15 protein-coding genes and 1 tRNA gene are annotated in these 13,450 nt (G+C 36.8%); 5 read left to right on the forward strand and 11 right to left on the reverse strand.

Going from position 1 to position 13,450, the window contains the following annotated elements:
* Positions 1 to 340: 340 nt before the first annotated feature.
* Positions 341 to 700: a hypothetical protein gene (locus tag QNI15_RS17840; protein ID WP_314032846.1), complete on the reverse strand. Its 360-nt coding sequence runs from the start codon at positions 698 to 700 to the stop codon at positions 341 to 343.
* 297 nt (positions 701 to 997) lie between these two features.
* Complete coding sequence (locus QNI15_RS17845; protein ID WP_313997231.1) at positions 998 to 1,342, reverse strand: hypothetical protein; 345 nt, start codon at positions 1,340 to 1,342, stop codon at positions 998 to 1,000.
* Positions 1,343 to 1,534: 192 nt separating this feature from the next.
* On the opposite strand from QNI15_RS17845, the gene QNI15_RS17850 reads away from it, so the two are divergent.
* Complete coding sequence (locus QNI15_RS17850; RefSeq protein WP_314032847.1) at positions 1,535 to 1,942, forward strand: hypothetical protein; 408 nt, start codon at positions 1,535 to 1,537, stop codon at positions 1,940 to 1,942.
* A gap of 737 nt (positions 1,943 to 2,679) precedes the next feature.
* Positions 2,680 to 3,651: a peptidoglycan DD-metalloendopeptidase family protein gene (locus QNI15_RS17855; RefSeq protein WP_314032848.1), complete on the forward strand. Its 972-nt coding sequence runs from the start codon at positions 2,680 to 2,682 to the stop codon at positions 3,649 to 3,651.
* Positions 3,652 to 3,768: 117 nt separating this feature from the next.
* Here the strand turns inward: QNI15_RS17855 and QNI15_RS17860 are convergent, their stop codons facing one another.
* The 3 genes from QNI15_RS17860 to QNI15_RS17870 form a co-directional block, all read right to left on the reverse strand.
* A complete protein-coding gene (locus QNI15_RS17860; RefSeq protein ID WP_314032850.1) occupies positions 3,769 to 4,353 on the reverse strand; it encodes a YcxB family protein in 585 nt (194 codons plus the stop codon).
* A gap of 126 nt (positions 4,354 to 4,479) precedes the next feature.
* Complete coding sequence (locus QNI15_RS17865) at positions 4,480 to 5,016, reverse strand: hypothetical protein (RefSeq protein ID WP_314032852.1); 537 nt, start codon at positions 5,014 to 5,016, stop codon at positions 4,480 to 4,482.
* Between the two features lie 192 nt (positions 5,017 to 5,208).
* Positions 5,209 to 5,721, reverse strand: a complete 513-nt coding sequence (locus QNI15_RS17870; RefSeq protein WP_314032854.1) for a hypothetical protein — start codon at positions 5,719 to 5,721, stop codon at positions 5,209 to 5,211.
* Between the two features lie 393 nt (positions 5,722 to 6,114).
* Here QNI15_RS17870 and QNI15_RS17875 point away from each other — a divergent pair, with 393 nt between their 5' ends.
* Positions 6,115 to 6,546, forward strand: coding sequence for a DUF3592 domain-containing protein (locus QNI15_RS17875; RefSeq protein WP_313997242.1), 432 nt, complete (start codon positions 6,115 to 6,117; stop codon positions 6,544 to 6,546).
* Positions 6,547 to 6,589: 43 nt separating this feature from the next.
* Here the strand turns inward: QNI15_RS17875 and QNI15_RS17880 are convergent, their stop codons facing one another.
* The 3 genes from QNI15_RS17880 to QNI15_RS17890 all read right to left on the reverse strand — a co-directional run bounded on the left by QNI15_RS17880 (position 6,590) and on the right by QNI15_RS17890 (position 9,327).
* Complete coding sequence (locus QNI15_RS17880) at positions 6,590 to 7,684, reverse strand: type I restriction endonuclease (protein ID WP_313997244.1); 1,095 nt, start codon at positions 7,682 to 7,684, stop codon at positions 6,590 to 6,592.
* Positions 7,685 to 8,063: 379 nt separating this feature from the next.
* Entirely contained in the window at positions 8,064 to 8,348 is a 285-nt protein-coding gene (locus QNI15_RS17885; RefSeq protein WP_314032856.1) for a hypothetical protein, read from the reverse strand.
* 781 nt (positions 8,349 to 9,129) lie between these two features.
* Positions 9,130 to 9,327 carry a hypothetical protein gene (locus QNI15_RS17890; protein WP_313997248.1) on the reverse strand — a complete coding sequence of 66 codons (198 nt, stop codon included), beginning with the start codon at positions 9,325 to 9,327 and terminating at the stop codon, positions 9,130 to 9,132.
* Positions 9,328 to 9,587: 260 nt separating this feature from the next.
* On the opposite strand from QNI15_RS17890, the gene QNI15_RS17895 reads away from it, so the two are divergent.
* Positions 9,588 to 9,734 carry a hypothetical protein gene (locus QNI15_RS17895; RefSeq protein ID WP_313997249.1) on the forward strand — a complete coding sequence of 49 codons (147 nt, stop codon included), beginning with the start codon at positions 9,588 to 9,590 and terminating at the stop codon, positions 9,732 to 9,734.
* Positions 9,706 to 10,098: a hypothetical protein gene (locus QNI15_RS17900; protein ID WP_313997251.1), complete on the forward strand. Its 393-nt coding sequence runs from the start codon at positions 9,706 to 9,708 to the stop codon at positions 10,096 to 10,098. The genes QNI15_RS17895 and QNI15_RS17900 overlap by 29 nt, the downstream gene beginning before the upstream one ends.
* Positions 10,099 to 10,258: 160 nt before the next feature.
* Here the strand turns inward: QNI15_RS17900 and QNI15_RS17905 are convergent.
* The 3 genes from QNI15_RS17905 to QNI15_RS17915 all read right to left on the reverse strand — a co-directional run bounded on the left by QNI15_RS17905 (position 10,259) and on the right by QNI15_RS17915 (position 13,398).
* Positions 10,259 to 10,330, reverse strand: a tRNA-Arg gene (locus QNI15_RS17905).
* A 152-nt stretch (positions 10,331 to 10,482) separates the two neighbouring features.
* The gene (locus QNI15_RS17910; RefSeq protein WP_314032858.1) at positions 10,483 to 11,232 is read right to left on the reverse strand and encodes a hypothetical protein; all 750 of its coding nucleotides are present in this window, start codon (positions 11,230 to 11,232) and stop codon (positions 10,483 to 10,485) included.
* A gap of 1,353 nt (positions 11,233 to 12,585) precedes the next feature.
* The gene (locus QNI15_RS17915) at positions 12,586 to 13,398 is read right to left on the reverse strand and encodes a 3'-5' exonuclease (RefSeq protein WP_314032860.1); all 813 of its coding nucleotides are present in this window, start codon (positions 13,396 to 13,398) and stop codon (positions 12,586 to 12,588) included.
* Positions 13,399 to 13,450 lie beyond the last annotated feature (52 nt).

Raw genomic sequence — 13,450 nt, forward strand, 5'->3', positions numbered from 1 at the left:
GGGTTTGTTGGCTTTTGGGCAAATCCTTCTTAAATTTGTTCAAAAGCGATGGGAGTAGTTTTTCTTCTTTTTTCACACATTGATAACTACTACTGCCTCGCTTTTATTCCGTTTGTCCAGCAGTCAGCTAAAAGTTACTGACTTTACCATACTGTCCTGATTATCATTTTGTTGTGTGATAATCTGAAAGCAATAAAGTGTTACTATTTCCTGTACTACCTATGCTATGACTGTAATATACAAGACACAATAGTTCGAGACAGAGAAAATAGAGTAAAACAGGTGTCAGAGTAAGTAAATAAGATCACAACCAATAGCCTATTTGTTAGGATAGGTATCACTATAACTTTCCTCCACAATTTACCTCATAGGTTACAGTCTCCATATAGTAACTTGAATCTTTCTGCTGCTTATTGAAATAGGTAACATCAAACCGTATTTCCTTTTGTATTCTGTTTTGAGTTGGTACATCCATTTCCGGATCTATCTCGCAATCAACAATAAAATTCATTCTTGCTGTATTATTGTCAATAGGCAAAGGATGGTTGTAGGCCTCAATGGAAGTCAGAGAATATTGATTATACAACTCCGTAGGGAAAGAAATGACCAGATGTAGTGTATCTCCTGGCTGGTAAAAATCCTTGTCCTTTTGAAAATCGAGTTTAGGCTTTGGTGAATTTGAAATGCTTGTTGGTAACATATCTTGCTGGGATTGATCTTTGGGTGTACAACTATATAAGATGAGTAGAAGGTATACGTAGTATTTCATTTGTTATATATTTCTTGGGCTTTTATGTTGGATCTTCTTACTTACACATTCAACTACTACTGATTTCTGGTCTTGTAACCTTTACCTTTTAAACAATGGATAAACTTAAGAAAGCTTTCGACTTTATTTGCTAGGGTTTTTTAGTAATAACACGAATCAGATAATATCCAATGGGGCTCTATGCTCCGTTTGTATTGTCTGTTTTGTCAGGCGTATTTTTGTTTAATCCTATTTCTTAAAAGTAATAAGGCGATTTTCATCTGCATCTAGTGCTAGTTCTGCATGTTTTCTGCTGTCTTCATTTACAGTGGATAACACAAGTTGTGTTTCAGTGACATCTTCAATAGTATATATTGGCTGGAGAAAATGTTTTGAAAGAAGTATAATATGCATCTCTCCATTACTATTTTGTAAAGTGAAGCTACCTTCGTCAAATGGTTTATCTACTCCTTCATTACTTACTTCATAAATTTCGTACTCTTTTGGCTCATTGAATATGCAGCGTATGATTTTATGGTCTGTGGATCTTGTCCAGGTAGTATATAAGAGTTCAAATGTTTTTGCTTCTGTCATTTTGCGATGATAAATCAAATGAAAACCAGACAGGCTAAAAAATGATGCCTGTTTGTAGTGTAAAGAGCTATTTTTTCTATACGAGAAGGATTTTTGGATTCGTTTTTCGCTGCTCTAATCATTTGTTATCTTTTTCGCTTTCGTTATGAGAGTAAATCTTTCTTTGCATAAGAACAGACACAAGTAAGAGATATGACTCACATTTACGACTATCAAGGCCAGACAATTACAATAAAAGCAGGTAAAAAGGAAATCTATTTTGAGGTGTTGGATATTAGTATTGAAGGTGGTCCTATTCCTGTAAAAGAAATCTTTTCTGATCAGATCATTGACTCTCATACCTCAATTGGGATCATGCTTACAGTAAGGAATAGAGGGCATCTGCTTACAGATAAACAAGTAGCAGCTTTGCTTAATCCGCCTCTATTTATAAAGATACCCGATATATTGGAAGGTCAAGGCAGGGTATGGACATATGAAGACACACATATATGTTTCTATTTTACTGGAGGCATTACCAACATTAATGGAAAGGTAGTAGAAGCTATCAATGAAACTATTCATAAGCTTGTTGAGTTAAGAGCTAGGCAAACCGGATAGATAGTCTATCAAATACCCTCAAATTGAGGGGAGTTGATGCCTTATAGTATATTTTTTCCTTATGAGAAACGTCGATGTATTGACATTTACTTTTACCTGGGTCTGATATGATCAGAGGCAGATAAAGGATCCTACTTATTTGTGAGATTTTAGAATTTACGAAAGCCTACCTTGTCTCACCATGGGTCCTCTCCCTTTGGAGTGAAAAAACCGTCTCTAAACGACCAGACAACATACATCAGAAATACAAGCAAGAGTATCAGGGCAAAAAATACCATCATAACAGCTGTAAACCTGCCTTCTCTGCTTTTAATCGTAAAATAAAAAAAGAACACCGTGCTGAAAAAAGCTGGGTGTAATAGCCGAAAAATTTGGATTGGGGACTTATACTCGCCATTATGAAAATATAGCATATCAATCCTAAGGTATACAGAAGACATATAACCGCTAACGGTTTAAGTTCATCCTGAGAATCTTCCAGCTTTTGTTTTTCTTTTGGCTTTGTTTCCATACGATATGCGATCTTATTCTATATTGAATTTTGAAAAGCTTGTCTATGGGTCCTATTTTCGGGACAGGACACTTTGGGGATAGATAAAAGTAAAAGTATAGCCTTGATCCAATGAAAACAATATACACGGTTACTATCAGCACCTTTTCTCATTAATGGCATAGAATCAGTAGTTCTCTCGGTTTTTTTACAAATAGTAAGCAACTCATCTTTATTGTCAGACTGAATGTTTATTCGTATACTATATCCGTTATTATTTCTTTTGGTGTCTGTCGCTCATGCTCAAGCGCCAAAAGAAGACCCCAAATACACAAAGGCTGTTTTACATTTTAAGTCCCTCTTCAATGAAGGCAAATACGACAGTATTTTCTCTCTGTTTTCATCTGATATGAAAGCGCAAATACCCATAGATAAAACAGTAGACTTTCTAAGTGCAACAAAAAGTGTTTCAGGTAAGATGGTGTCGACCAACTTTGAAAGTTATGAATCGTCCTATGCTGTTTATAAGGCCCAGTTTGAAAGAAGGGTCTATTCCTTCTATATTTCACTCAACAACAGTCAAATTAATGGACTTCTGTTGCAGCCTTACATGCCAGCCAATCTTCCTAAACTAAACCGGAATCTATCAAAACTAATCCTACCCTTTAAAGGTAGGTGGACAGTGCTTTGGGGTGGGGATACAAAAGAACTCAATTATCACGTGGAGGTCGCCATGCAAAAAGGTGCCTTTGACTTTATTGTTACTGACTCAACTGGCAAGTCTTACAGAACTGATAGTAAGACAAATCAGGATTATTATGCATTTGGAAAAGAGATTCTTGCCGTGTGTGATGCACAGGTCATAATGGTAGTTGACGGCATTAATGATAACGTTCCTGGTACAGTAAATCCACTGTTTGTTACGGGTAACACTGTTATCTTAAAAACAAGTAAGAACGAATTCATTGTGTATGCTCATTTTCAGAAGCATTCAATCCTGGTAAAGGAAGGCCAAATGGTCAGACAAGGTGATTTGTTAGGTAAGTGCGGAAACTCGGGTAATTCGACCGAACCTCATTTGCATTTTCACATGCAGAATGTAGAAGACATGAATGTTGCTACAGGTGCAAAATGCTACTTTACGAACATTATTGTAAATGGAGTCAAAAAAGCAGAGAGTTCACCCATTAAAAATGAAAAAGTGGAAAATCAAAACTAATTCTGCAAATGTGCAAGGGTTGGTTAACCTGTATTTAGACCACCTTCCCAGGTCAAAGTGCATATATATGGTTTGGTAAAGTGTTCTGAGTGCAATTCGAATGGTACTCAAATTTGTTTAGGATGACATAGTCAAACGTGTTTTATCCTCCATTTTCTGCTCGATAATTTCAGACAATAACCTATATTCTTCGGCTGTCATTCCTGCTTTGGGCAACAATAAACTCTGGGACTCATTGAGATGAGTGTCTGAGAGAATAATAAAGGTTTCTGAAATGAGATATTGTTGAAAAGTACTCCAAGAAAATATATGAGGAACTGTATCCTCATAAAGCGTTACCTGTAAATCGTCTATCTCCAGAATGTAACTTTTCACTTTTGATTTGTGGGCAATCCAATCTTCGACAGCCTTCTTTTTCGGACTTTGTGCTGATAGAATCTTACACTTTGCGTTATAATGGGGTATATACACGCACATGCCCAAAATCAGAGCGAGTATTCCTATTTGTAGACAAACAGGATAAAAGTAGGTAAGTAGAAATAAAATAGCAGTCACACCAAACAATAGTTTAAAGATAACTGCATATACACTATGAATCTTATTAAATAACTGTATACCCTTGTCCCATCCTATTTGATATATGGCTCTGATTTGATCTGGTACAAACTTGATGTGAATTTTTAGTGGCAGTTCTATTGGCATATAAAGTAGAAAGGTTCATGTGTCCCATTTTCGTGACAAGACACTTTTGGGATACTATCATATCTGATCAGTCCAGAGTAGTGAGTTTAAGAATATGCTTGCTTTTGGGTGCCAAGTGGATCTCTACTATTTGATTCGCCATATTGCCCATACGTAACAGTCTGCATGGTGCTCGTCCGGATTATTCTTTATTAATGCCTCTCGTATTGAGTAAGCTTTCTCATAAAAGGGAATCAAACCATAAACATTAAGGTCCTTAGGAGAAAATGTTTCCTCAAATCCACCGCAATTGGTTAAAGCACTAGCGCTTCCTTCTGTATCTACTAAATCATAACCTATAAATTCAGCGTTAGCTAAAGCTATCCTTTCACAGCCTTGTTCAGGTTCTTTGACTACAGCTAGAATATGATAAAGAGAATTGTCTGTATCCTTCAACTTAACTTTTAGGTAATTCAGATCTGAATATTGGTCTGAAGTAAAGTTTTCCCAAATCAAATACTCATTATCCTTTTCAAAATCGGCCTCTACGATAGAAGGACAAAGCATGGGATCTAACGAGATTACCTCTTGTAAATGGCATAGCTTAGACCATGCTACATAGTTAATCCAACTTTCACCATTATGAGGACCAAACTTCTCTATTGCTGTATAGCGTATTTGCATTTTTGTATCCGTACGGGCAACCCGCCTTTTTTGTATATAAAGATAAGGAACTTCTTAAACTAGGCTACATGGTCATACAGATACCCTTTTCCAGCGGTTAGATAATAAATCACTGAATTTACCTATATATATACGCTTTGTGACTGTGACGGTGGTCTGAGTGCAATTTGGAAAGCTCTGAAACCACACTATTTACTTTTGTTTTTGTGGAGGATCAAAACGGAGTATGCTATCATTAGCATTAGTAGTAATCACCAAAGTAGAGTCCCGATTATTGATTCTGCATTGATGAGAAAAGTATTTCGTACATATAGAATCTATTTTATTGTGTTTGATGAGCCAATTTTTATTGGACAGAACTGAATCAGCAATAGATTGGTACAATCGACTTATTACTTCAGGGTTTTTATCTTCCATCGGTTCCGAAGGCCTAATCTTTTGAATATACTGATTGATTTCATTATAACTCCTTTCAGCTTCCAATAAGCATGTTATTGAAGAATCCAAGTGAGTATGAATAGGTTGATAACTGTAAATTTGAAATTCTCTTACTGTATCAACGGGACTGGGATGAGTTAATAGGTAATGGATATCTTTGTGAACTTTGGCTTCACTTATTGCTTGTGCATTTTGTTTTTCCTGTTGTTTGGTGGTACAGCCAATAAATAGATACAAGTTTATAACAAGGCAGAGCAGTTTTTTCATGGATGAGATATAGAACAATCACCATTAATGCTATTTGCTCTCAAAAGGAAACACACAGTCTATACTTACTTGTATTAATATTTCTTCTCAACCTTTGGTTTCAACATATCCTGCGTGAGTTCAATAGCGGAGGGAACATGTTGCATCTGTATTCGCTGCTCTATTACCTTCCTGGAAAACTTGCCTCTAATGTATGTCTTTGGAACCTTGCCACTGGAAGCCCAATTCTTAAGTATGCTGATGAGCCAAGGGTTCAAAGTAAGAGTTGTATTCGCTGTGTTTCATTTTTGTGGGAGAATACACGAAAATAGGCACGAAATAACAGGATAAAAAGACAAAGGTTACCTTTTATTTGAGGGACTCATTAATGTCATTATCTTCAGTAAACCCAAAATGCCTTCAAAATTTAAAGTTCTACTTGTGTTCAGTATTATGAGGGGAATAAGTACCTTAGGTTTTATTATTTCAGTAAAAGATTATTATAAGATATGTAGATATTATACGAAAATAACTACTGGTAAAGTTGTTTCTAAAAAATTTAAAGATATCCGTTTCAAAAACGTTTACTCAGTTAGATATTGTATTGATTTAACAGACTGTTATCTGGCTACAAACAATCAAGTATTAGTCGGCTATGATATAGGAGATAACTTTACTATAAGATACGATCCTGATAAGCCGGGAAGATCCGTTATTGATATAGGTTCGGAAACATATGAGCCTCCATTAAAGGTATTCCCTTTTTTTATCATCCTTTCCCTGCTCTTATTTTTGAGGCTATATTATCCAAATGCCAGGATTTGGGATAAGTTTGATAAGCAATAAAGCCCCATAGCACTGTCTACAGGGCTTTGTTATTTATGAGAATTTAATTCTTTACATCATCAGGATATCTCAGCGCTGCTTCTGTTAACTGTGAGGAATACGTGTAAATATCTTCCAATGTATCTATTGGAAGTCGGTTCTCTTTCTTTTCTCCATCAAATAGTCCAATATATTTCTTTCCTTCCAGATACAGGCGACATACCGGACGACGGTTGTTATCATCCATAAAGATTGCAAAATAACTCTGAGCATCACGGTAGGTAATACGTTGGCTTCGTACACTGCCTCGCAAAATAGATTTTACTACAAAAAAGGCTTCAATCTCTTCCTGTGTAGTAATCACCTTATTTACTTTATCCTCTACAATGGGTTGTTCTGCTGGTTGAGGTTGAGCTGCAGGAGTTTCTATCGTAGGTTGGGTTGCCTCTGTAGTTAATGCATTCTTTAATCGTTCATTGATACTATCATTGATTAACTGAGCAAATGTCTTGCGAACGATAGAACTAAACTGGTCAATCACTTTAGGCGTCAGTCGTCCATTATAGACCTGAGAAGCAAAGTATTTAACAAAGGGCTCAGAAGGAGAAACCAACTGGCTGGAAAGGATGCTACGGATTTCCCGTGAATATTTCAGCTCACTGGCAGAACTTAAAATCTCCTCTACATTAAAGACTGATTTGTGAAATTTCTTTAACTCACTGATTACACTTTCCCTCAGATCTGTAATGTTGAATTCCAGAAAAGGACTTTCATCCATTTTATTAGGTTCTTCCAGGTCAGTATAGAAACGGTAGATAATGCCATTGGTGAGCATGGCAAAACGAGTCTTGGTTACATGAAAGTAGCGATGTAGCTGTGAGTTATGTACATCCAGTTTTTCTCCATGCCATTTACATTCGACGATCAGGACTGGTGTTCCATCTTTGAAGATACAATAATCAACTTTCTCTCCTTTTTTAATACCAATGTCTGCTACAAACTCTGGTACTACTTCCATCGGATTAAATACATCATACCCTAATGCAGAAATGAAGGGCATGATAAATGCGTTCTTGGTTGCCTCTTCGGTTTGAATCTGGTCTTTAAGACGAGATACCTTTTCTCCGATCACTTTGATCAGATCAATAAAATCACTCATGAAACAAGAATAGGATTAGATGTACAATTACTGAGGATTCAATAGAAACCTATTGAAAAAAAGGAATTAAGGCGTTTGTAAGGTAAATTGAAGGCATTAAGACTTCTAAAAAAATATCAGACTATAAATCGTGTAAAAAAACTACAATCTTAATCTGGAGAAATGCAATATCTGTAAAGGGTAATAGTTGTGCAATACCACAAAGGGGGTATTTTTAGGGTGTTTTCCCATTGTTTAAATACCTACTAAACAAAAGAAGCCTCAGTACATACTGAGGCTTCTTTTGTGTTTATGGGATAAAGAGGAGTTTACTTATTTTCTACTGGAGACATTTTGATAACCTGTCCATATTCATCCAGAAAGAATTCGGATGCAATCTTCATCCTTTTGCCTTTATTTTTTTTGTTGAATAACTATGCTTAACTATATATTTGACCCTTGGCATTTCTTTATTATCAACTGTATCCATTAAGGGCTTATAGGAAGCCCAGTTCTTAAGGTTTTCTTTTAGATAAAGCCTTACTGGCTCAACAGTTCCAACAAACTTTACTTCAATAGGGTACTCTGGAAAAGGAGGCGGAGGCATTGTTACTAACGAAGCAGTCACCTCAACCTTAGGAGAAGAACAGGATACTAGAAATAATAACAGTAAATACTTTTTCATTTTATATAGGTTAGAACGCTTTATGTATTAATTCTAAAACGTTAATCATTGTGATTTTTTTCTACACACAGGTTCTTCAGTATTCATCTAGGATCTTCTCTATGCCTTCTTGAGGATCTTGATAATTTGGGGTTCGGTAAAACGGGTCTTTTTCATAAGGACAAGAGAAGTCGGTTAATAAAGCTAGTACATTTTTCGATTTAATCCCTGTCTGAATTTTGGGGGACCTTACAACTTTAGCTTCCTACACAAGGTTTTAAAACTGTTTCCTATTTAGATATAAGCATTATCTATGTTCCTTATAGATAGTATAAATTATATTGATGTTTTCTTGTGTCTAATTGTTTGATTGTATATATTCGCCTATGCGATTATAGGATTTAGTAATTTGCTTTATAACTCGTTGTTGGAAAATAGGGAACGTTAAAATGCAGAAGACATGTTAATCAAAACTACACAAGGAAAGGCTACAAAGAACAAGACAATTAAGAATGTAGAAATTAAAACGGGACTAAACATTATTAAAGCTGATGAAATGCCAGAGTCGACCATTCTCTATATATACTCAATCCGACTCAAAGGTCGCATTATAAATTCTCTTATATTCTGTCTTTTCTCATTAATTGTGTTTTGGATATTTAAAGATAAAATGGATATTAACTTCCTGTATAAAACCTTAAAACTGCTTCCCTTTTAGTTACAGTCCTTAGCTTCCTACTCAAACTGCTAAATACTTGTCGGTTCTCCATTAAGAAATCGCGGGACTTTATTGTCCCGTCTATTATCTTGTATAACCTAATGCAATCGCGATTGCTTCAAGTCCAGTCGGATAACTATTATCCGGACTAACTAATAAACCCCTCTCTAAAATTAAATTTCTTTCTGCCTGTATTGCTAAGGATAAAGCTTCAAAATCAGTTAGTTTAAACTGTTTTTGTAATTGTTTCGCATCTTGGATAACATCATTAGAAATCGCCATATTGTTAAGTAAAAGGGTGAAATTGCAAATTAATAATCTAGTGAATTGTCATTTAGTTATCTGTCTTATTTTTTATCCGATAAAATCGGGAGATAAAAAAGCAATCTGCTTTTTACTACCGTTTCACGGAGATAAAATTTGATTTCAGATTTTACTATTTTAAAAGATTTCGATTTTCATTCAAATAGTCCCAACATAAATCGAAGTTCTCTAAGTAATATGCCCGTTTGGAGATGTCATTCCCTAAAATTGGTAGGCTAATGGCAAGTACAGTAGGCGAAAGAACATATGGATTTCACACATTTGCTCGCAGGGTTAAGTTAATTGATGGTGTGTTGAATAGTTTCATACAATCTCCTGATTTAGCACATAAACACATTGCTGGACCTGAAAAGGCTGCTGCGTAAGGCAGTCGTTGTCTATCAGATTATAGAAGACAATTACGGTAGACATAATCTTCTGATACAGTTTAAACCTGATAAAGCTTTGCTACCTAATCCGTTGTCGTTTCCTGTAACCGTAATGATTACAGGGGACAACTACTGCCTGTTTCAGTGTCTATTCAAAAATATTGGTGAGTATGATCCCAAACGAAAGAAGCAATACACGGTAGAGGTTTACTGCTTTGACTGCGAGGAGCTACTAACGAAAATGCATCGGTTTGGATTCTTGCCTAACAATGCCAAAAAGAAGATTGACGCTGTTGCAGAGAAAGAAGGGTATGGGTATGCTCGTAAAAGCAGACAAAAGAAAGCAGACAAGAATAGATAAATATTTGATGGCTCAAAAGTGAGTCATCCTGATTCCTCAACTTTGAGGGATAATGTTCTTTGACTTAGTGGGAATGAAGGCTAAAAAGTAAAAGCACTTTACACTTTACTTTACACAAAAATAAAAATGCCTTAAATTGACGAAATTTAAGGCATTTTAGTGCTCCCGAAGGGAGTCGAACCCCTATCATCAGAACCGGAATCTGACATTCTATCCATTGAACTACGGAAGCAAATGGAGCGCAAAACTAGGAAAAGTTTTGTAATATGTAAATAGTAACAGCGTATATTTTTTCTTACGGCCTTTGGGAAGGCAAAAGTATACCTGTCTCTAGTGGAATCTAGAGAAAATTGAAATGAAATCTGAAAGTAGTATGGTCTATAATCAGACTGCCGCCACGGATGCCACATCAGCGGTAGACTGTCTGGAAGAAGTGCGGAGAGATACCGTGTTTGTGAAACGATTGAGTATAGAGCTCCCTACGGAGTCAAATCGCGGTGATGTGCTTACGGTATAGCTATATCTGGATGTAGAGGCAACGGCTGCATATACTGGTGAAGCAGGTGTTGCAGAACTACCTGAACGACTGAGTTTAGCTTTGTAGGTTGGTGTAATCGATTGTTTTTGAGAGGATTGTACTTGTTTTACAAAGTGTAGGGCTTTGAATAGTTCAAAATCCATAAACTCATACTGCTCTTCCTGTTCCAGTCTTTTCCAGCTATCGTAGGCTGTTTTAATACGAATACGTACTGCATCGCGCTTTAGTTCTTTGAGAACATACTTAGCTGCATTGTCCTTATCTTTTTTCTTTTCCAGTACAGCCAGATGGTACTCATTACGTTTGTATTGGGCATTGACCTCTTTATACTCTTTTTCTGCTTTTTTGAGTTGCTTGTCACGTTCTTTGGAAGCAGGTTGGGCTTCGAGTTCATCCTTGTGCTGAGTGGCATGTGCCAACAGCTTAGTGAGAAGAGTTTGGTCTGCAAGAGATTGTTTTTCATCTTGCTGAATAGCTTTGATGCGCTGTCCCATTCGGAATAGTTCGTGATTCAGGCGGGCTTCATAGACCATCAGTCCATAATAGTCAGATTTGTATTTGCGAATGGCTGTTGTATTCGTGTGATAACGTGGCATATAATGATCTGGTTGAAGTCCTCTATGTAAGTATTTTAGTACTCTACAAGATACAAAAAAAAGACATGCAAATTTGAGATTATTCAAAGAAAAAATCATGGAATACCAGGTTTTTGTAGGATTTTTCTGTTTTTTAAGTAAAGTGCTAAGTCTCAGGGCTTAATAGGCTGAGTTGACGGTTTTGACTGCATCCTTGAAAAGATTTTACTTCTTTTTGTTCTATTTCTTGATATACCTTTTCCTGTCTTTCAGGGAGCTGGGACGCTTATTCTGTTTGTGGTTTTTTCTGGAAACAAAGAAAGTCACTGGTACGGTGTCCACCCGTGCCCATATTGAGAGCAGCTTCCGCTCAATGCAGTCAAGGTAAGAAAACCACTCAAACTACCTCACCTGTCCTTCTGGAGGAATCTTCCTGCCGTTGGCGGGACAGGCGTGGCAAGACGGGCGTCCGATTTGGAAATAATTCTTTTCTCTCAGAAAGGAAACGTAGCTCTATTTGTCACAAGATTCTTTCAGAAGGACAATAAAGAAAGATGAAAAAAAAGAAATAAACTTCCTTAAGTTGACAGTATTGAGCGGACGCTTGCGCCAGAAACTTTCTTTGTTTCCACAAAAGATATGGGACACGATAAGCCGCAAGGGGTGCCCCTACAGGTTTTTGGATTGTCACAATTTGTCATTGGGTAACCTTGGGTAATTGATGGGTAATATTATGGGTGAGTTTAACCCGTTGATAATCAATATAGGTAGGATGGGTAGGATTAGTCCGTATGTCCCGTGCGTAGTAATATTATATATATACTATATATATACTATATATCACCCTCTATTTCCCTATTCTTTAGAAGAGTTTCCAGCTAAAATTCTTGCCCATCTTACCTCTACTGATTATCAACGGGTTAAACTCTACCCAGAGGCTACCCATACTTACCAAAGCCACCCAGCTAATGAATCAGACTAGGCTGACACACTCATGGCAAGGATTTTCTTCTGGACGAAATAGCCATAGCGCTTCTGATTGCCAGTGCCTTTCACTGCTTTTTTTCATTTGAGAAAATAAAATGGGACAAGATAAGGAAGAAAGTATAGTCCTTTCAAGAGGGCATAAAGGATAAAAAATAAATAAGAATAACAGGGCTATTTTTTCTGAAATTCTCAAAGTTGAAAAAGTTATGAGATAATAAGGATCAGGAGCAATTGTTTTTGGTGATCATGTCATGGTGTGATAAAGAACTACCATGCTGCAAGCTAAGTAATGGAAATATCAATAGACAAATTCTGGTCGAGGAATTTCTAAATGAGACAGATGGAATGATAAAAAGAAGACCAGAGCCAACTCTGGTCTTCTTTTTTTTATCTTCTGCGGAAACTGTTCCGCAGTTTAATCTCAGTCAGTTTACGCTTGGTATCCAGTGGGAAATCCCCTTTCATCACCCAGTCATAAAAGGCAGGTTCCTTATCAAGCACTTCTGTAACCAGTCTGTCTTTGTGTTTACCAAAGTTAAAAATCTCCTGTCCCTTGTCATTTATTACCATACGACCTGCCAGATCTACCAGCTTATGGGCAGTGATCTCATGCAGCTTTTGCATATCGTTGTGTACAGGCGTATATTCTTTGCCGTTTTCATCTTTAATTGCCACTCCATTGTAGCGTTCTACCTGAGCACACAGGACTTCAAATGTAGCCACTGTATCTGCTTCTGCACTATGGGCATTCTCAAGTTCTTTCTGGCAATAGAATTTATAGGCAGCTGGTAAACTGCGGGGTTCCATCAGATGGAATATCTTCTGGGCATCAATGATTTTGCGGCTGTCCAGGTTAAAATCAAGTTCTACCCGTAGAAATTCTTCAACCAGCAGCGGAATGTCCAGACGTAATACATTAAACCCGCCCAGATCAGCTCCTTCAAAGAACCGGAATATATCATGGGCTACTTCCTTAAAGGTCGGCTTGTCTTTGATATCTTCATCATAGATGCCATGAAACACACTGCTCTCAGGAGGAATAGGGATGGTAGGGTTGATGCGCCATGTTTTGATGTTCGTTTCACCATTAACAAGTGCTCTGAGTACACTGATCTCCACAATTCGATCTTTGACAACATTAGTTCCTGTGGATTCGATGTCGAAAAATGCAACCGGTTTTTTTAGCTTTAGAGAATGCATGTGTATTTTTTTAGATACCAGATTAGACTTCAGCCTACACGATGAATCTGTG

The organism is Xanthocytophaga flava, from assembly GCF_030068545.1.
GTDB lineage: Bacteria > Bacteroidota > Bacteroidia > Cytophagales > 172606-1 > Xanthocytophaga > Xanthocytophaga flava.